This is a genomic window from Paracoccus sigandri (assembly GCF_003709565.1).
Classification (GTDB): domain Bacteria; phylum Pseudomonadota; class Alphaproteobacteria; order Rhodobacterales; family Rhodobacteraceae; genus Paracoccus; species Paracoccus siganidrum.
Genome location: NZ_QNRC01000004.1, coordinates 89,733 through 108,881 on the forward strand (window position 1 = coordinate 89,733; position 19,149 = coordinate 108,881).

Genomic DNA, 19,149 nt, shown 5'->3' on the forward strand with positions numbered 1-19,149 from the left:
GGTCAGAAGGGCAGCTTCATGTCGGCGGGCAGGCCCAGGTCCTGGGTAATGCGGGCCATCTCGGACTGCATCCTTTCCTGCGCGCGGCGCTGCGCGTCCTTGATCGCGGCCAGGATCAGGTCCTCGACCACCTCCTTTTCCGAGGGCACGAAGATCGACGGGTCGATCTCCAGCGCGGTCAGCTCGCCCTTGGCGGTGGCGGTGACCTTGACCAGGCCCGCGCCGGATTCGCCGGTGACGGTCAGCTTGTCCAGGTCGGCCTGCATCTGCTGCATGCGGTCCTGCATTTCCTTCGCGGCCTTCATCATCTTGGTCATGTCGCCAAGACCGCCCAAGCCCTTGATCATCTGTCAGTCCTCATCCTCGAACGGGTCCCATTCCTCGACTTCGGCGACGGGGCCCTGGGTTGTGCCATGCGGGTCGTCCTCTGCCCCGGCAATGGCTTCGATCGCGGGTGCCGCGCGGCTGATCGCGGTCAGCTTCGCCTGGGGGAAGGCGGCGAAGACCTGCCGGACGATGGGCAGTTCCATCGCGCGGTCGCGGGCGGCCTGCTCTTCGGCCTCGCGGAGCTCGGCGATGGTGGGGGCGCCGCCGGAATTCGTCACGCTGACCGCCCATCGCTGGCCGCCGGTCCAGCCGCGCAGCCTTTCGGCCAAGCGCTGCGCCAGATCAGCGGGGGCGTTGCCGCGCGGCTCGAACTCGATCCGGCCGGGGCTGTAGCGGACCAGCGCCACATGGCGCTCGACCTGCATCAGCAGCAGCATGTCGCCCATGCGGCGGATCATCTCGACCACCGAGGCGAAATCGGGGAAGGCGGCGAAGGCCTCGGGCGACAGGGCCAGCGCGGTGGCGGCGCCCGATTGCGCGACGCCCGATTGCGCGACCACAGGGGCAGGGCGCGCGGCGCGGGGCGCCTGCTGCGGCACGGCGGCGGCGGGCGCGCCCGAGCGGGCGAAATCGCCCGCCGCCTGCGCCTGCTGGACCTTGCGGATCAGCGCCTCGGGGTCGGGCAGGTCGGCGACATGGGTCAGCCGGATCACCGCCATTTCCGCCGCCATCATCGCATTGGGCGCGGCCGAGACCTCTTCCAGCGCCTTCAGCAGCATCTGCCACATCCGGGTCAGAACGCGCATCGCCAGCCGGTCCGCCAGGGCCTGGCCGCGGGTGCGTTCGTCCGGTGAAATCGTCGGATCTTCAATCGCTTGCGGCGTGATTTTCATAATCGAGATCCAATGCGTGATCTCGGCCAGGTCGCGCAGCACCGCGACCGGATCGGCGCCGTCGGCATATTGCGACTGCAATTCGGTCAGGGCGGCGGCCGCATCGCCGCGCAGGATCATCTCGAACAGGTCGATCACCCGGCCGCGGTCGGCAAGGCCCAGCATGGCGCGGACCTGGTCGGCGGAGGTTTCGCCCGCCCCGTGGCTGATCGACTGGTCCAAGAGGCTGGTCGCGTCGCGGGCCGATCCCTCGGCTGCGCGGGTGATCAGCGCCAGCGCGTCGTCGGAGATCTGCGCGCCCTCGGCGGTGGCGATGCGGCGCAGAAGCGCGATCATCACCTCGGGCTCGATCCGGCGCAGATCGAAGCGCTGGCAGCGCGACAGGACCGTGACCGGCACCTTGCGGATCTCGGTGGTGGCGAAGATGAACTTCACATGCGGCGGCGGTTCCTCCAGCGTCTTCAGCAGCGCGTTGAAGGCGCTGGTCGACAGCATGTGGACCTCGTCGATGATGTAGATCTTGTAGCGCGCCGAGGCCGCCCGGTAATGCACCGATTCGATGATCTCGCGGATGTCGTTCACGCCGGTGCGCGAGGCCGCGTCCATTTCCAGCACGTCGACATGGCGGCCCTCGCTGATCGCCAGGCAATGTTCGCAGGTGCCGCAGGGCTCGGTCGTGGGGCCGCCCTGGCCGTCGGGGCCGACGCAGTTCATGCCCTTGGCGATGATCCGGGCGGTGGTGGTCTTTCCGGTGCCGCGGATGCCGGTCATGATGAAGGCCTGCGCGATGCGGTCGGCGGCGAAGGCGTTCTTCAGCGTCCGCACCATCGCGTCCTGGCCGACCAGGTCGGCAAAGGTCTCGGGCCGGTACTTGCGGGCCAGAACCTGATATGCGGGTTTGTGCTCGGTCATGTTCCCCTCGGCATCCCGCGCCACATTAGCGGTGTCCCGAGAGGGCTACAACAGGGTGGCGACAGCAGTCTTCGGGGCAGGGGCCCATCGGGCCTTCAGAACGGCGCGCAGGGGATCGCCGGGAAAGCCGCGCCGAATGCCTGCGGGCGAGGCATTTGTGGGTCTGACCGCGCGGCAGGGGAAAGGGTGAGAGGCTGGACAACGACCCAAGCGGGGCTCGTTACGGCTGCTTCCTTCCGGACCTGACCGGGTTGGCGAGGCGCCTGCCCGCGCCAACCTCTCGCCGTCTAGATAATGCGGGCAGCCGGGCGATGCAACCCCGGCCGCGATCCCTTCCGCGCGGGCGGTCAGAGCGGGCGGTCACAGCGTCAGGCGCAGGCGGGCGAAGCCCTCGCGGCTGAGGCCCAGATATTCGACCCCGCCGGGCAGGCTGGCGCCGACATGGTCCAGGTGGGGCAGGGCGGCGGGGCCGGTCTCGAACAGGACCGAGGTGCCGGGCATCGGCCGGAACCCCCAGTTGCGATAGGAGGCGACGGCAAGCCTGCGGCGGCGGCGGACATAGTGGCGCAGCACGTCGCGGGTCAGCGCCCCGTCGTTCAGCGCCACCCGGTTCTGCGCGATCAGCGGGCTGAACAGGCCGCAGCTGGCCAGCCGGTAGGAATTCGTGGCCAGCAGGAAGCGATCCTCGGGCCGGACGGGCTGGCCGTTGCGCGTCAGCTGTCCGATGCGACGGGCATGGGGATTGGCCAGCCGCCCGTCCGGGGCATAGCGCGGCGGGGCGGCAAGATCGACCTGCCAGTCCACGCCGTCGATCACGTCGAAATTGTAGCCGGGGAAATCCGGGTCGATCAGTGGCTGGTCGCGCCAGCCCGGCCGGACCTGGCGGAAGATGCTGGCCGAGCGTTCCAGCCATTCCGCCAGCTGCGCGCCGGTCAGGAAGATGGCGCAGATCCGGTTCGGGAACAGGTAGAGATCGGCCAGGTTGCGCAGGGTCAGCGTGCCGGCCGCGACATCGGTGTAATGTTCGGGCCCGCCGCGCCCGCCCGCCCGGAACGGGGCCGCTGCCGACAGCACCGGCATCGCGGACAGCGCGGTCCCGCGCAGCTGGCGGCGCACATGCCAGCGCTGCGCCATGTTCACCAGCCTCAGGCCCGGATCCTCTCCGATCAGCGAGAAGAAGCTGTGCAGCGGCGCCTCGACATGGCCGATGCGGCGGCGATAGTGGCGCAGGGTCGCGCGATGGGCCGGAAGCGCCGGGGCGGCCACGCCGGGGGCGGGGGCTGACGCCTCGCAGACGCGCTCGGCCCTGACCGAGAAGCCGGCGATCCGCATCGGGCCCGAGGGGTCGGGCCGCAGCTCCAGGTCGATCACCCCCAGATGCGAGCCGCCGAAGCCCGCCATGACCGCGGGCTTGCCCGCCAGCGTGCCGCGCAGGGGGTCGATGCCGGGGCCGGGCGCGATCTGCGGTCCCGGAAAGACCTGATGGCTGTGGCCCGCGATCACCACGTCGATCCCCTCCAGTCCCGCCAGCGCGGTCGCGGCATGTTCCATCCGCGGGCTGGGCGTGGCCGGGCCGATGCCGCTATGGGCCAGCGCGACGACCAGCTGCGCGCCATCGGCCCGCATCTCGGGCAGGACGGCGCGGGCGGCCTCGATGATGTCGCCGCATTCGATATGGGCGGACAGGTCGCGGTCCCATTCCGCCGTCTGCGGCGGCAGGAAGCCGGCGATGCCGATGCGCAGCTCGGTCTCGCGGCCCGCCTGGTCGAGGACCTGGCGGCGCAGGATCACGTAGCGGGGCAGGCCGGGGCCGCGCCGCAGCCGCAGATTGGCGGCGACGACCGGAAAGGCGGCCTGCGCCAGCACCCGGCGCAGGAAGGGCAGGCCGAAGTTGAAGTCGTGATTGCCAAGCGTGCCCGCGTCATAGCCCATCGCATTCATCGAGGCGATCGCCGGATGCGGCTGGCGCGCAAGCCCGTCCATGCCGGCCACGAAATCGCCAAGCGGGTTGCCCTGCAGGAAATCGCCATTGTCCAGCAGCAGGCTGTTGACCGCTTCCGCGCGGCGCCGCGCCACCAGCGAGGCGGTGCGGGCCAGGCCGGTGCGGTTGCAGGGCCGGTCGGTCAGATAGTTGTAGGGAAGCACATGCATGTGCATGTCGGTGGTGGCCATGATCCGCAGCGAGAGCCCCGCCTGCGCCACCGCGCCCTGGCAGAAACCGCTGTCGCCGGAACCGTCGGCCATGCCCTCTCCACCCGCAGAAAACACCGGGCCCGTCGGGCGCGACGGCCGGCAACTCGTTACATCTCCATTCTAGGCAGCGGCGAATCGAGTTACAACTGTCGATTGAATTTTCGCGATGATTTCCGGCCTCGGCAGGACATTGGCGAAAAGGACAGGATGCGGATCGAACACAGAACCGTCATAACAGGCATATTGTTCGTGAAGGTTTTGCGTAATGTTGTCCACCTGGTTGAACAGCTGTCCCGGAATGGATTATCAGCATGACGTGGCGTCCGGTTTCTCGGGGGCTGTCAAGTCGATTACCAGGTTGCTGCATATGAAATTCTCGACCCGATGCGACACGGATTCCTCCGCGCCCGATCTTTTCGATCGCATCAGTGATTTCAACCAGATCGAGCATCTGCTGATGCGTCGCGGCGCCTCGGTCCAGCGGATCGATCCCGCGCAGGAGCCGGGGACCGGCATCGGCTGGAACATCGGTTTCGACTGGCGGGCCCGCGCGCGCGAACTGCGGCTGGAAGTGGTCCGCTTCGACCGACCCGAGCGGCTGACCATGTCCGGCCTGTCGGACAGCTTCGACATCGTCGTGGACATGACCGTGGTCGCGCTTGGCCGCAACCGCTCCAGGCTGATCTTCGAGACCGAGATCCGTCCGCGCAACATGCGGGCGCGGCTGATGCTGCAGACCGCGAAGCTGGGCAAGGGCCAGCTGGACCGCAAGTTCACCCGCCGCATCGACGCCTTCGTGGCCGAGCTTCAGCCGGCCCAGTAAGTCTGGCAGTGATCGCCCGCGCCGGCTGTCCGGTCAGCCGCCGTTCTGCTGCGTCGCGCGCAGGGGATCGGCGGGATAGGTGCCCAGGATGTTCAGCATCGAGGTGAAATAGCGCAGCTCCTCCAGCGCGCGCTGCAGCGCCGGATCCTCGGGATGGCCCTCCACATCGGCATAGAACTGCGTCGCGGTGAAGACGCCGTCGACCATGTAGCTTTCCAGCTTGGTCATGTTGACGCCATTGGTCGCGAAGCCGCCCATCGCCTTGTAGAGCGCGGCCGGAATGTTGCGGACCCGGAAGACGAAGCTGGTCAGCATGTTGTCGGAACGGCGGGCGAAATCGGGTTCGCGCGACATGATCAGGAAGCGGGTGGTGTTGTTCTGGCGGTCCTCGATCTGGTCGGCCAGCCGGTCCAGCCCGTAGATCTCGCCGGCCAGGGGCGAGGCCAGCGCGGCCAGCGACGGATTGCCGCGGGCGGCGACCTCCTTGGCGGATCCGGCGGTATCGGCCCCAGTGACGCCGCGGATGCCGTGCTGGCGCAGGAAGCCGCGGCACTGGCCCAGAAGGACGGTGTGGCTCATCGCCTCGCGGACCTGCGACAGCGGCGTGCCGGGCACGGCCAGCAGGCTGATATGGACCCGCACGAAGGCCTCGTCGATGATGTGCAGGCCGGATTCGGGCAGCAGGTGGTGGATGTCGGCCACCCGGCCATAGGTCGAATTCTCGACCGGCAGCATGGCCAGGTCGGCCTGGTGGCTGCGCACGGCCTCGATCACGTCCTCGAAGGTGCGGCAGGGCAGCGCCTCCATCGAAGGTCTTGCCTTGCGGCAGGCCTCGTGGCTGTAGGCGCCGGGTTCCCCCTGAAATGCAATGCGGTTCGTGGTCACGAGGGCACCCCGGTTGCTGCAAAATTGAACTTCGGGGCGGTAACTATACCTTGATCCCGGAAAGAGAAAGCGGATAGATACGGCCCGAATTGACGAGCTTACCAATCGGGGACCGCACGCGATGTTCAATACCATGACAATCACCAAGGCCGCCGGCGCACTGATTGGTGCCCTGCTGTTTCTGCTGCTGGCGAATTGGGCGGCCAGCGGGCTGTATCATGTCGGCCCGGCCGGGCATGGGGGTGGTCATGGCGAGGATGGCGAGCTGGTCCAGGCCTATGCGATCCCGGTCGAGGACAGCGGCGCGGCCGAGCCCGCCGAGGAAGCGCCGCAGATCGACGTCGCCGCGCTGATGGAATCCGCCGACGCCGCCGCGGGCGAGCGCGAATGGGGCAAGTGCCGCGCCTGCCACAAGCTGGACGGCACCGACGGCACCGGCCCGCATCTGGACGGCATCGTCGGCCGCCCGGTCGGCGGCGTCGACGGCTTTGCCTATTCCGACGGCATGGCCTCGCATGGCGGCGAATGGACGCCCGAGCTGCTGATCACCTTCCTGACCAATCCGCGCGCCGAGGTGCCGGGCACCAAGATGGCCTTCGCCGGGATCCGCGATCCGCAGGCCATCGCCCACCTGATCGCCTATCTGGAAAGCCAGTAGGCAGGCCGATCCGGCGGGGCCGGCCTGGGCCGACGCCCCGCGAAGCCGTTGCGGACCCGATCAAGGGCGCGGCCATCCGGCCGCGCCCTTTCCCTTGCATCATCTGCGCATTTTCGTGAGCCGCGAAATCGCGGCTTGATCGCGCCCGGCGCGCTGGCCTAGCGTTACCCGGATCACGACCCGAGGAAGCCTGCATGATGCGCCGACACACCCTTGCCGCCCTGACCCTGTTTCTTGCCGGCGCGACCGGCGCCATGGCGCAGGAAAGCTCGGGGACCGACGATGGCGAGGCGGTCATCCGCGCCCATGGCATCGGCGTCTTCGACGAATTGAAGCTGCCCGCCGATTTCACCCATCTGCCCTATGTGAACCCCGACGCGCCCAAGGGCGGCGAAATCGCGCAATCCATCCCCAATTCCACCGGCTTCGACAATTACAATCCCTTCACCTTTCGCGGCCGGGCGGCGGCCCTGTCCTCCTCGGTGCTGGAATCGGTCCTGACCGGCACCGCCGACGAGGTCGGCGCGGCCTATTGCCTGCTGTGCGAAAGCCTGGAATATCCCGAAAGCCGTGACTGGGTGATCTTCAACCTGCGCCCCGAGGCGCGTTTCAGCGACGGCACGCCGCTGACCGCCCATGACGTGCTGTTCAGCTATGAGCAGCTGCGCGACAAGGGCCTGTCCTCGTTCCGGGTGGTGATCGCGCAGCAGGTCGCCTCGGCCGAGGTGCTGGACGACCACCGCATCAGGTTCACCTTCACGCCCGACTATCCGCGCCGCGACGTGATCCAGGGCGTCGGCAGCCTGCCGGTCTTCAGCCGCCAGGATTTCGAGGAAAACGACCGCGACCTGGAACAGCCGATGACAAAGCCCTTCATCGGTTCGGCCCCCTATGTCTTCGACAGCGCCGACATCAACCGCAAGGTCGTCTATCGCCGCAATCCCGACTATTGGGGCGCCGACCTGCCGATCAACCGGGGCCGCTACAATTTCGACCGCATCCGGTTCGAGTATTTCTCGGATTACGATGCCGCCTTCGAGGCGTTCAAGGCCGGCGAATACACCTTCCGGCGCGAGGTCAGCAGCATCATCTGGGCCACGCGCTACAATTTCCCGGCGCTGGAGCGGGGCTGGGTCAAGCAGGAGACCCTGCATGACGGCAATGTCGCCTCGGGCCAGACCTGGGTGCTGAACCTGCGCCGCCCGAACTGGCAGGACATCCGCGTGCGCCAGGCCATCGGGCTGATGTTCAATTTCGAATGGTCGAATCAGGCGCTGTTCTACGGGCTCTATGACCGTGTGAACAGCATCTGGGAAAACAGCGACCTGGCCGCCAGCGGCCCCCCCTCCGAGGCCGAGCTTGCGCTCTTGGAACCGGTGGCCGAGCATCTGCCCGAAGGCGTGCTGACCGAGGACGCGGTGATGGCGCCAGTCAGCGGAGAGCGGCAGCTGGACCGGCGCAACCTGCGCGCCGCGGCGGCGCTGCTGGACGAGGCCGGCTGGACGGTCGGCGACGACGGCGTGCGCCGCAACGGCGAGGGGCGGCGGCTGACGCTGGAGATCCTGAACGACAGCCAGACCTTCGATCGCGTCATCAACCCCTTCGTGGAGAACCTGCGCGCGCTTGGCGTCGATGCCCGCAATACCCGCGTGGACAATGCCGAATACGAAAACCGCAAGCGCAGCCACAATTTCGACATGATCGGCGATCATCTGGGCCAGGGGGAAATCCCCGGCGCCGGGCTGCAGCAATATTTCGGCTCGGCCAATGTCGGGGATGTCTTCAACCCGATGGGGCTGGCCAATCCGGCCATCGACCGGCTGATCACCCATGTCGAGGCCGCCGACAGCCGCGAGGAACTGACCACCGCCGTCCACGCGCTGGACCGGGCGCTGCGCGGCCTGCATTTCTGGGTGCCGCAATGGTATAATGCCAATCACCTCGTCGCCTATTACGATCAATATGGCCGTCCCGACGAATTGCCGCCCTATGCGCTGGGAGAGATGGACTTCTGGTGGTATGACGCCGAGAAGGCCGAGGCGCTGAGGGCTGCGGGCGCGCTGCGCTAGGGGGCGGGCGCTTGATTTATCGGGCCGGAACGCCCAGAAGACGAGATATCCGAACAGGGCCGGAAAGGCCCGGAAGGCCCACGGGGCCGGGCAGAGAGACAGGTTGATGGGCGCCTATATCCTGCGGCGATTGCTGCTGATCATCCCGACATTGATCGGCATCATGCTGGTCAATTTCACGCTGACCCAGTTCGTGCCCGGCGGCCCCATCGAGCAGATCGCCGCGCAGCTGCAGGGGCAGGGCGACGCCTTCAGCAACATCTCGGGCGGCGGGGCCGAGGCCGGCGGCGGCGCCATCGAGGAAAGCTATCAGGGCGCGCGCGGCCTGCCGCCGGAATTCATCGCCCAGCTTGAACGCGAATTCGGCTTCGACCGGCCCCCGGTCGAGCGGTTCCTGAACATGCTGTGGAACTATCTGCGCTTCGATTTCGGCACCAGCTGGTTCCGCTCGATCAGCGTCATCGACCTGGTGCTGGAAAAGATGCCGGTCTCGATCACGCTGGGGCTGTGGTCGACGCTGCTGGCCTATCTGATCTCGATCCCGCTGGGGATCCGCAAGGCGGTGCGCGACGGCTCGCGCTTCGACACCTGGTCCTCGGGCGTGATCATCATGGGCTATGCGATCCCGGCCTTCCTGTTCGCGGTGCTGCTGATGGTGCTGTTCGCCGGGGGCAGCTTCTGGAAGATCTTCCCGCTGCGCGGGCTGACCAGCGACAATTTCGCCGACCTCTCCACCTGGGGCAAGATCAAGGACTATGCCTGGCACGCCACGCTGCCCGTCGTCGCCTCGACCATTTCCAGCTTCGCCACGCTGACGCTGCTGACCAAGAACAGCTTCCTCGACGAGATCAACAAGCAATATGTCATCACCGCCCGCGCCAAGGGGCTGGCGGAGCGGCGCGTGCTTTACGGCCATGTCTTCCGCAACGCCATGTTGATCGTGATCGCGGGCTTTCCGGCGATGTTCCTGGGCGTGTTCTTCGGCGCAAGCATCCTGATCGAGACGATCTTCTCGCTCGACGGGCTGGGACGGCTGGGCTTCGAGGCCGCGGTGCAGCGCGACTATCCGGTGATCTTCGGCACGCTCTATGTCTTCGGGCTGATGAGCCTGGTCGTCGGGATCCTGTCGGACATGATGTATGTCTTCGTGGATCCGCGCATCGACTTCGAGAAGAGGGCCGGCTGATGGCGATGTCGGAACTGAACCGCCGCCGCTGGCGCAATTTCCGCCGCAACAAGCGCGCCTTCTGGTCGCTGGTGATCTTCTCCGTCCTGTTCGTGACCTCGATGCTGGCCGAGGTGGTGGCGAACGACAAGCCGATCCTTGTCAGCTTCCGCGGCGAACTGCATGTTCCGGCCTACAAATTCTATCCCGAGACCGCTTTCGGCGGCGACTTCCGCACCGAGGCGATCTATCGCGACGAGGCCGTGCAATGCCTGATCGTGACCGGCGGGCGCGAGGAATGCTGGGACGAACCGGATGAGCTGATCGCGGCCGTCCGCGCCGGCACCAGCGACATCCCGTCCGAGGAACAGGGCTGGATGATCTGGCCGCCGATCCCCTATCACTACAAGACCATCAACAATGTCGGCACCGCGCCAAGCGCGCCGGACGGCAACCACCTGCTGGGCACCGACGACACGGCGCGCGACGTGCTGGCGCGGGTGATCTACGGCTTCCGCATCTCGATCCTGTTCACGCTGATCGTGACGGTGATCGCCTCGACCATCGGCATCGCGGCGGGGGCGGTACAGGGCTATTTCGGCGGCCGCACCGACCTGATCTTCCAGCGCCTGCTGGAGATCTGGGCCTCGACGCCGGGGCTTTACGTCATCATCATCCTGTTCGCGATCCTGGGCCGAAGTTTCTGGCTTCTGGTCTTCGTGACGATCCTGTTCGGCTGGCCGGCGCTGACCGGCGTGGTCCGGGCGGAGTTCCTGCGCGCGCGTAATTTCGAATATGTTCGCGCCGCCCGCGCGCTGGGGGTTTCCGACCGCGTCATCATGTTCCGCCACATCCTGCCCAACGCGATGGTCGCCACGCTGACCATGATGCCCTTCGTCGTCACCGGCACGATCAGCGGCCTGGCCGCGCTGGACTATCTGGGTTACGGCCTGCCCGCCTCGGCGCCCTCGCTGGGTGAACTGGCGCTGCAGGCCAAGCAGAACCTGCAGGCGCCCTGGCTGGCGTTCAGCGCCTTCTTCACCTTCGCGATCATGCTGTCGCTTCTGGTCTTCATCTTCGAAGGCGTGCGCGATGCCTTCGACCCCCGGAAGACCTTCAGATGAGCGGCAACGACCATCCCGACCTGAACCCGCGCATCCCCGCCCCCGGCGCGCCCGCCGCCGTGGCCGAGGAACACGGGGGCCAGGTCCCCGGCAGCGGGCAGGACCGGCCCATGCCCGCCCCGGCCTCGGATGCGGTCCTGGCGGTCCACGACCTGAGGATCAGCTTCCGGCAGGAGGGCCAGATCTTCCCGGCCGTCCGGGGCGTCAGCTTCCATATCGGCCGGGGCGAAACCGTGGCGCTGGTGGGCGAATCCGGTTCCGGCAAGTCGGTGACGGCGCTGTCCACGGTGCGGCTTCTGGGCGATTCGGCGCTGGTCGAGGGATCGGTGAAATACGAGGGGCGCGAGCTGGTCGGCGCGCCCGACCGCGATCTGCGGGCGATCCGCGGCAACGACATCAGCTTCATCTTCCAGGAGCCGATGACCTCGCTGAACCCCTTGCACACGCTGGAAAAGCAGCTTGGCGAAAGCCTGGCGCTGCATCAGGGGCTGACCGGCGCGAAGGCGCGAGAGCGCATCGTCCAACTGCTGACCCGCGTCGGCATCCGCGACCCCGAGACCCGGCTGGCCGACTATCCGCACCAGCTGTCGGGCGGGCAGCGGCAGCGGGTGATGATCGCCATGGCGCTGGCCAACGGCCCGGAACTGCTGATCGCGGATGAACCCACCACGGCGCTGGACGTCACCATCCAGGCGCAGATCCTGGACCTGCTGGCCCAGCTGAAGGCCGACGAGGGGCTGTCGATGCTGTTCATCAGCCATGACCTGGGCATCGTGCGCCGCATCGCCGACCGGGTCTGCGTGATGAAGGACGGCGAGATCGTCGAGCAGGGCCCGGTCGAGACCGTGTTCAGCGCCCCGCGGCACGACTATACCCGCAAGCTGCTGGCGGCCGAGCCCTCGGGCTTCGCAGACCCGATCCCCGAGGACGCCCCGGTGATGGTCGAGACGCGCGACCTGAAGGTCTGGTTCCCGATCCAGCGCGGGCTTCTGCGCCGCACGGTGGGCCATGTGAAGGCCGTCAACGGCGCGACGCTGAAGGTCCGCGCGGGCGAGACGCTGGGGATCGTCGGCGAATCGGGCAGCGGCAAGACCACGCTGGCGCTGGCCATCATGCGGCTGATCGAAAGCGAAGGGCCGATCCTCTATCTGGGGCAGGACATCGCCGGCTGGGCGGTCAGGCAGCTGCGCCGCTTGCGCCGCGACATGCAGATCGTCTTCCAGGACCCGTTCGGCAGCCTCTCGCCGCGCATGACGGTCGAGCAGATCATCGCCGAGGGCTTGGGCGTCCACGGCGTCGAGAAGGGCCGCGACCGCCGCCAGATGGTGGCCGAGATCATGGCCGAGGTCGGGCTGGACCCGGCGACGATGCACCGCTATCCGCATGAGTTCAGCGGCGGCCAGCGCCAGCGCATCGCCATCGCCCGCGCCATGATCCTGCGCCCCAAGCTGGTGGTTCTGGACGAGCCGACCAGCGCGCTGGACATGACCGTGCAGGTGCAGATCGTCGGGCTGCTGCGCGGCTTGCAGCGGAAATACGGGCTGGCCTTCCTGTTCATCAGCCACGACCTGCGCGTGGTCAGGGCCATGTCGCACCAGATCATGGTCATGCGCGCGGGCGAGGTTGTCGAACACGGCAGCGCCGCGCAGATCTTCGACAACCCGCGGGACGACTATACCCGGACGCTGCTGGCGGCGGCCTTCCCGGATCGCGCCGGATGAAGATCCTGTTCGTGCATCAGAACTTTCCGGGCCAGTTTCCGCATCTGGCGCCGGCGCTGGCGCGGCGCGGCCACCAGGTCCTGGCGCTGACGGACGAGAAGAACCAACGCCCCAGCCCGGTGCGCACCGTCCGCTACGGCGCGCCGCAGCCCGTCAAGACCAGCGGCGTGCTGGGCCGCACCTATTCCGACTATGCCGAGCGCGGCCTGCTGGCGGCCCGCGGCGCGCGCGCCCTGCGCGACCGGCACGGCTTCGTTCCCGACATCATCATCGGCCACAGCGGCTGGGGCGAGACGCTGTTCCTGAAGGAGATCTGGCCCGACGCAAGGCTGCTGGTCTATGCCGAGCTGATGTATCGCACGCGCGGCCATGACGTGGGCTTCGACCCCGAGGTCTCGCCCGGCACGGATGAGGGGCGCTTCATGACCGTGGCGCGCTCGGCCCATCTGATCCAGGGCATCGTGCAGGCCGATGCGGCGCTGGCGCCGACGCATTACCAGGCCGACAGCTTCCCGCCCGAGCTGCGCGGCAAGATCACCGTCATCCATGACGGCATCGACACGGATCGCGTCTGCCCCGATCCGTCCGCCAGCCTGACCCTGCCGGGCGGACGGGTGCTGCGCGCGGATGACGAGGTGCTGAGCTTCGTGTCCCGCTCGCTGGAGCCCTATCGCGGTTTCCACGTCTTCATGCGCGCCCTGCCCGAGGTGCTGCGCGCCCGGCCCCGGGCGCAGGTGGTGCTGGTCGGGGCCGAGGGCGTCAGCTATGGCGCCGAGCGCCGCGACGGGCGCAGCTGGAAACAGGCGATGCTGGAGGAGCTGGGCGAGGGGCTGGACCTGTCGCGGGTCCATTTCATCGGCCGGCAGCCCTACGCGGATTACCTGTCGCTGATCCGGCTGGCGCGGGTGCATTGCTATCTGACCTATCCCTTCGTTCTGTCCTGGTCGCTGACCGAGACGATGGCGGCGGGCGGCTATGTCGTGGCCTCGGATACCGCGCCGGTGCGCGAGCTGATCCGCGATGGCCAGAACGGCCGGCTGGTGCCCTTCTTCGACGTGCCGGCCCTGTCGGCGGCGCTGATCCGGGGGCTGGAGGGCGACGCGGATGCGCCGCGCCTGCGCCAGGCGGCGCGGCAGACCATCCTCGACGGCTATGACCTGCACCGCCACAGCCTGCCGCGCCAGATCGAGTGGGTGGAAAGCTTCGCCCCGATCCGCTAAACCCTGCCGACCGAAAGACGAGGCGCATCATGGTCGAGATCCGGTTGACGAATACCCGCACGCGCAAGAAGGAGGTCTTCGAGCCCCTGGATGCCGGCAATATCCGGCTGTATCTGTGCGGGCCGACGGTCTATGACCGCGCGCATCTGGGCAATGCGCGCCCGGTGCTGGTCTTCGACGTGCTGGTGCGGCTGCTGCATCATGTCTACGGCGCGGATCGCGTCACCTATGTGCGCAACTTCACCGACGTGGACGACAAGATCAACGCGCGGGCGGCGGAGACCGGCCGCCCGATCCGCGAGATCACCGAGGAAACGATTCAGTGGTATCACGACGACATGGACGCGCTGGGGGCGCTGCGCCCCGACCATGAACCGCGCGCGACCGACTATATCGTCCAGATGATCGCCATGATTCAGAAGCTGATTGAATCGGGCCACGCCTATGCGGCCGAGGGCCATGTGCTGTTCGACGTGCGTTCCTATCCCGATTACGGCAAGCTGTCGGGCCGCTCGGTCGACGACATGATCGCGGGGGCGCGGGTCGAGGTGGCGCCCTTCAAGCGCGACCCGATGGATTTCGTGCTGTGGAAGCCGTCCTCGGACGATCTTCCCGGCTGGGACAGCCTCTGGGGCCGGGGTCGTCCGGGCTGGCATATCGAATGCTCGGCCATGTCCGAGGCGCTGCTGGGGCCGTCATTCGACATCCATGGCGGCGGCATCGACCTGCAATTCCCGCATCACGAGAACGAGATCGCGCAGAGCTGCTGCGCCCATCCCAAGGCGGATTTCGCCCGCTTCTGGCTGCATAACGAGATGCTGCAGGTGGAAGGCAAGAAGATGTCCAAGTCGCTTGGCAACTTCTTCACCGTGCGCGACCTGCTGGATCGGGGCGTGCCGGGCGAGGTGATCCGCTTCGTTTTTTTCCAGACGCATTATCGTAAACCGATGGATTGGACGGAGGAGAAGAGAGAGGCTGCCGTTCAACGGCTTAACAAGTGGGCAACCCTCAAACGAAACAGTCTATCCGATTCAGAGCGGTCATTCGATGGGAGTATGGTCGATGAAACTGTGCTCGAGGCATTGGGCGAAGATCTCAATACTCCTGCGGTTCTGACGCGGTTATTCTCCATGGAACGCGAGATCATGTCCTCCACTAAGCAGGACACAGAAATCGCGCTAAGCTTTTTCGATACCCTTCAGTTTCTTGGTTTCGCAGATCTCGATACACAGCGTTTGTATCGAGAACGTGCAGTAAGAAAAGCAATCGACACTACCGCGATGATCGAGGCGCTGCTGGCGGCGCGGACCGACGCCCGCAAGGCGCGCGACTTCGCCCGCGCCGACGCGATCCGCGACGGCTTCGCCGCTGCCGGGGTCGAGGTCAAGGACACGCCGCAGGGCGCGGAATGGTCGCTGGCGCCCGGCTTCGACGCGGCACGCCTGGCCGAGCTTGCCCGGATGCAGGGCTCGTGACGCTGGAGGCCTGCACCGAGGCCCTGCGCCAGCAGGACCCTGACCGCTTCGGTGCGGTGCTGGTGGCGGATGCCGCCGATCGCCCGGCGCTGGTGACGCTTTACGCGCTGAACCTGGAACTGGCCCGCGCGCCCTTCCAGTCGGCCGAGCCGATGCTGGCCGAGATGCGGCTGCAATGGTGGGTGGACCGGCTGGCCGAGATGGGCCGCGGCAAGGAGCCGCCTTTGCATGACGTGCTGACCCCGCTGTGGGAGGCCTGGGGGGCGCTGGCGGGCGATCTCTTGCCGCTGGCCGAGGCGCGCCGCCGCGATTGCGCGCGCGAGCCTCTGGCCGGCCCCGAGGCGGTGGTCTCCTATGTCGATGCGACGGCCGGGGCGCTGATGTGGCGGGCCGCGCAGCGGCTGGGCGCGCCGGCTTCCTCGCGCGGGGTAGTGGCGGATCACGCGCTGGGAACCGGGCTTGCCGCCTGGCTGCGGGCGCTGCCGCGGCTGCAGCCGCTGGGACTGGGGCTGGCCGGGGCGCGTGCCCAGGACGTGCTGCGGCTGGCGGAACTGGCGCGGGAATCGCTGCGCCGCGCCGCGCGGGCGCACAAGCTGCTGCCGAAACGGGCAGCGGCGGCGCTCTATCCCGGCCCGCGCGTGCCCCGGCTCTTGTCCGAGATCGCCTCGGGCAATGTCGATCCTTTCAAGGAAACCCCTGAAATCACGCCCTTCCAGCGCCGGGCATCATTGGCGCGGCTGGCCATGACCGGGCGCTGGTGGCGCTAGTCCAAAGGGCCGGACCCTTTCAGAAACCCCCTTTTCCTTGCGCCTGTCCTGTGGAAGGAATTGGGCCAGAGACCGGCGAAGCGGTGCGAGGGCAGGGACGATGGGCAAGGGCGGTCTGGATGCGGAGGCAAGGCAGGGTTTCGCCCTGATCGCGCCGCCCTTCCTCTATACGCTGCTGGTGCTGGCGGCGCCGCTGCTGACGCTGCTGTTCTATTCCTTCTTCCTGTACAAGGCGGGCTATGGCGACCTGGTCGCGGGCTTCACGCTGGAAAACTATCGCCAGATCTGGGCCGATCCGATCTTCCGCGCGATCATGGAACGCTCGCTCTGGGTATCGGGGCTGGTGACGCTGGTGACGGTCGCGCTGGCCTTTCCCATCGCCTATTACCTCAGCTTCGTGGTCGCGCCCGAGCGCAAGGCGCTGTGGCTGTTCCTGATCACCATCCCGTTCTGGACCAGCTACCTGATCCGCGTCTTCTTGTGGAAGGTCATCATGGAGCAGAACGGGGTCATCAATTCGGCCCTGGTGGGGCTGGGGATCCTGGACCAGCCGGTGACGATGCTGCGCACGGTCGGCGCCATCGTGATGACCCTGGCCCATGCCTATGCGCCCTTCGCGATCCTGCCGATCTTCGTGGCGCTGGAGAAGATCGACCGCTCGCTGCTGGAGGCGGGGCGGGACCTGGGCGAATCGCGGCTGATGACCTTCTGGCGGGTGACGCTGCCCCTGGCCATGCCGGGCGTGATCGCGGCGGCGCTGATCGTCTTCATCCCGACGGTGGGCGATTACGTCACGCCCGAGCTGATCGGCGGCGGGCGCATCCCGATGGTGGCGAATTTCATCCAGGTGCAGATGCTGGGGCTGGACAACCGGCCGCTGGGATCGGCCATGTCGGTCAGCGCGATGCTGGCGGTGGCCGTGGTCAGCCTGGTGTTCCTGCTGCTCAATCGCCGCTTCCTGAAGGTGCGGGCATGAGCCGGCGCAGCTTCCGCGGCGGGGGCCTGCGCGGCTATGCGATGCTTTACCTGCTGTTTCTCTATGCGCCGATCATCCTGTTGCCGCTGTTCGCCTTCAATTCCGGCACGATCATCGCCTTTCCGCTGCGCGGCTTCACCACCGACTGGTTCGCGCAGATGTGGGCCAATGCGACGCTGCGCCGGGCGCTGACCAATTCGCTGACCATCGCGGTCTCGGCCTCGATCCTGGCGACCTGCCTGGCCGTCTTCGCCGCCCGCGCCTCGACCCGCTTCGCCTTTCCGGGCAAGGGCGGCATGATGGGCTTCATCATGCTGCCGATGGTCCTGCCCGAGATCATCGTCGCCATGTCGCTGCTGGTCGTGCTGCTGGGCGTGGGGGTCGAGCTGTCGATCCTGACGGTGATCGTCGGCCATACGCTGATCTGCATGCCCTACGGGATTGCGGTCCTGTCCACCGCATTCTCCAGCCTGGACCGTTCGCTGGAGGAAGCCGCCTATGACCTGGGCGAGACGCGATGGGGCGCCTTCCGCCTGATCACCCTGCCGCTGGTCATGCCGGGGATCATCAGCTCGCTCCTGATCTCGTTCACCATCAGCCTGGACGAATTCATCATCGCCTTCTTCCTGGCCGGCAACCAGCCGACCCTGCCCACCTATATCTTCAGCCAGCTGCGCTTTCCCAAGCAGATCCCGATGATCATGGCGCTGGGGACGGTGCTGGTCGCCCTGTCGATCCTGCTGCTGGCGATCGGCGAATATCTGCGCCGCCGCGGCAATGCCCGCATGGGCGCCAGCGCTTCCGGAGGACTTCTGTGACCGACCAGCCGAAGCCGATGATCGAATGCCAGGGCGTGCAGAAGCATTACGGCGACTATCACGCGCTGCGCGGCATCGACCTGACCATCCGCGCGGGCGAGTTCTTCTCGCTTCTGGGCCCCTCGGGCTGCGGCAAGACCACGCTTTTGCGCACCATCGCGGGGTTCGAGGACATCTCCTCGGGGGCGGTGCTGATCGACGGGCGGCACATGGAGAACGTGCCGGCGAACAAGCGCCCGACGAACATGGTGTTCCAGTCCTATGCGATCTTTCCGCATCTGACGGTGGCGCAGAACGTGGCCTTCGGGTTGCGCCGGGATCCGCGTTCGCGCGCGGAAAAGGCCGCGCTGGTGGACGAGGCTCTGGCGATGGTGGGCCTGCGCGGCTATGGCGCGCGGGCGGCCCATGCGCTGTCGGGCGGCCAGCGGCAGCGGGTGGCGCTGGCCCGCGCGCTGATCCTGAAGCCCAAGGTGCTGCTTCTGGACGAGCCCCTGTCGGCGCTGGACCGCAAGATGCGCGAGCAGATGCAGGTCGAGCTGATCAAGCTGCAACGCCAGGTCGGCATCACCTTCGTCCTCGTCACCCACGACCAGGAAGAGGCGCTGGTCATGTCCGACCGCATCGCCGTCATGTTCGAGGGCGAGATCGCCCAGCTTGACGGACCCGAGGCGCTCTATGCCCGCCCCGCCACGCGGCGGGTGGCGGATTTCATCGGCGTGATGAATTTCCTGCCGGCGCGGATCCTGGGCGAATCGGCGGGCGTGGTGGCGGTCGAGGTGCCGGGCCTCGGCACGGTCGAGCTGCCCGAGCGCCAGGTCAGCCGCGCCAATCCCGACGACGACGGCCCGATGATCGGCTTCCGCCCCGAGACCATGACCCTGCTGGGCCCCGGCCAGCCCCACAACCAGCCGCGCGAGACCGCGGCGACCATCGACGAGGTGGTCTATTACGGCGACATGACCTATTACGACCTGCGGCTGGACGGGGCGGCGGCGCTGGACGGCAAGGCGCGGCCGGTGCGGATCTCGATGCGCAACGTCTTCGGCCGCGACGTGCAGGAGGTCGGCACGCGTACCAGGCTGGCCTGGTCGCCCGGCTCGCTGGTGCTGTTCCGTTAACCGTA

General features: G+C 67.4%; 16 protein-coding genes and 1 other RNA gene. 12 read left to right on the forward strand and 5 right to left on the reverse strand.

Going from position 1 to position 19,149, the window contains the following annotated elements; all coding sequences use genetic code 11:
* Nucleotides 1-2: 2 nt before the first annotated feature.
* The 4 genes from C9E82_RS04610 to C9E82_RS04625 all read right to left on the reverse strand — a co-directional run bounded on the left by C9E82_RS04610 (nt 3) and on the right by C9E82_RS04625 (nt 4,376).
* Entirely contained in the window at nt 3-347 is a 345-nt protein-coding gene (locus C9E82_RS04610; protein ID WP_119897195.1) for a YbaB/EbfC family nucleoid-associated protein, read from the reverse strand.
* Nucleotides 348-350: 3 nt separating this feature from the next.
* Nucleotides 351-2,132 carry a DNA polymerase III subunit gamma/tau gene (locus C9E82_RS04615; protein ID WP_119897196.1) on the reverse strand — a complete coding sequence of 594 codons (1,782 nt, stop codon included), beginning with the start codon at nt 2,130-2,132 and terminating at the stop codon, nt 351-353.
* A 185-nt stretch (nt 2,133-2,317) separates the two neighbouring features.
* Nucleotides 2,318-2,414, reverse strand: an RNA gene (gene ffs / locus C9E82_RS04620) — signal recognition particle sRNA small type.
* A gap of 78 nt (nt 2,415-2,492) precedes the next feature.
* The gene (locus C9E82_RS04625) at nt 2,493-4,376 is read right to left on the reverse strand and encodes a bifunctional 2',3'-cyclic-nucleotide 2'-phosphodiesterase/3'-nucleotidase (RefSeq protein WP_119897197.1); all 1,884 of its coding nucleotides are present in this window, start codon (nt 4,374-4,376) and stop codon (nt 2,493-2,495) included.
* Between the two features lie 316 nt (nt 4,377-4,692).
* Here C9E82_RS04625 and C9E82_RS04630 point away from each other — a divergent pair, with 316 nt between their 5' ends.
* On the forward strand, nt 4,693-5,148 hold the full coding sequence (locus tag C9E82_RS04630) for an SRPBCC family protein (protein WP_119897198.1): 456 nt from the start codon (nt 4,693-4,695) through the stop codon (nt 5,146-5,148).
* A gap of 33 nt (nt 5,149-5,181) precedes the next feature.
* On the opposite strand, the gene C9E82_RS04635 is transcribed toward C9E82_RS04630, so the two are convergent.
* The gene (locus C9E82_RS04635) at nt 5,182-6,033 is read right to left on the reverse strand and encodes a prephenate dehydratase (RefSeq protein ID WP_240643454.1); all 852 of its coding nucleotides are present in this window, start codon (nt 6,031-6,033) and stop codon (nt 5,182-5,184) included.
* A gap of 121 nt (nt 6,034-6,154) precedes the next feature.
* Here C9E82_RS04635 and C9E82_RS04640 point away from each other — a divergent pair, with 121 nt between their 5' ends.
* The 11 genes from C9E82_RS04640 to C9E82_RS04690 all read left to right on the forward strand — a co-directional run bounded on the left by C9E82_RS04640 (nt 6,155) and on the right by C9E82_RS04690 (nt 19,144).
* Nucleotides 6,155-6,691 (forward strand): c-type cytochrome, encoded by a 537-nt coding sequence (locus tag C9E82_RS04640; protein ID WP_119897200.1) that lies wholly within the window; start codon nt 6,155-6,157, stop codon nt 6,689-6,691.
* A gap of 197 nt (nt 6,692-6,888) precedes the next feature.
* Entirely contained in the window at nt 6,889-8,760 is a 1,872-nt protein-coding gene (locus C9E82_RS04645) for an extracellular solute-binding protein (RefSeq protein ID WP_119897219.1), read from the forward strand.
* 106 nt (nt 8,761-8,866) lie between these two features.
* Nucleotides 8,867-9,946 (forward strand): microcin C ABC transporter permease YejB, encoded by a 1,080-nt coding sequence (locus C9E82_RS04650; RefSeq protein WP_119897201.1) that lies wholly within the window; start codon nt 8,867-8,869, stop codon nt 9,944-9,946.
* Nucleotides 9,946-11,049, forward strand: a complete 1,104-nt coding sequence (locus tag C9E82_RS04655) for an ABC transporter permease (protein WP_119897202.1) — start codon at nt 9,946-9,948, stop codon at nt 11,047-11,049. The genes C9E82_RS04650 and C9E82_RS04655 overlap by 1 nt, the downstream gene beginning before the upstream one ends.
* Before the next feature lie 110 nt (nt 11,050-11,159).
* Nucleotides 11,160-12,770: an ABC transporter ATP-binding protein gene (locus tag C9E82_RS04660; RefSeq protein ID WP_119897220.1), complete on the forward strand. Its 1,611-nt coding sequence runs from the start codon at nt 11,160-11,162 to the stop codon at nt 12,768-12,770.
* Nucleotides 12,767-13,990, forward strand: a complete 1,224-nt coding sequence (locus C9E82_RS04665) for a glycosyltransferase (protein ID WP_119897203.1) — start codon at nt 12,767-12,769, stop codon at nt 13,988-13,990. The genes C9E82_RS04660 and C9E82_RS04665 overlap by 4 nt, the downstream gene beginning before the upstream one ends.
* 29 nt (nt 13,991-14,019) lie before the next feature.
* Nucleotides 14,020-15,465, forward strand: a complete 1,446-nt coding sequence (gene cysS / locus C9E82_RS04670) for a cysteine--tRNA ligase (RefSeq protein ID WP_119897204.1) — start codon at nt 14,020-14,022, stop codon at nt 15,463-15,465.
* The gene (locus C9E82_RS04675; protein ID WP_119897205.1) at nt 15,462-16,232 is read left to right on the forward strand and encodes a squalene/phytoene synthase family protein; all 771 of its coding nucleotides are present in this window, start codon (nt 15,462-15,464) and stop codon (nt 16,230-16,232) included. Before cysS ends, C9E82_RS04675 begins: the two co-directional genes overlap by 4 nt.
* Nucleotides 16,233-16,332: 100 nt before the next feature.
* Nucleotides 16,333-17,208 carry an ABC transporter permease gene (locus C9E82_RS04680; protein ID WP_119897206.1) on the forward strand — a complete coding sequence of 292 codons (876 nt, stop codon included), beginning with the start codon at nt 16,333-16,335 and terminating at the stop codon, nt 17,206-17,208.
* Complete coding sequence (locus tag C9E82_RS04685) at nt 17,205-18,026, forward strand: ABC transporter permease (RefSeq protein ID WP_119897207.1); 822 nt, start codon at nt 17,205-17,207, stop codon at nt 18,024-18,026. Before C9E82_RS04680 ends, C9E82_RS04685 begins: the two co-directional genes overlap by 4 nt.
* The gene (locus C9E82_RS04690) at nt 18,023-19,144 is read left to right on the forward strand and encodes an ABC transporter ATP-binding protein (RefSeq protein WP_119897208.1); all 1,122 of its coding nucleotides are present in this window, start codon (nt 18,023-18,025) and stop codon (nt 19,142-19,144) included. The genes C9E82_RS04685 and C9E82_RS04690 overlap by 4 nt, the downstream gene beginning before the upstream one ends.
* Nucleotides 19,145-19,149: the final 5 nt, after the last annotated feature.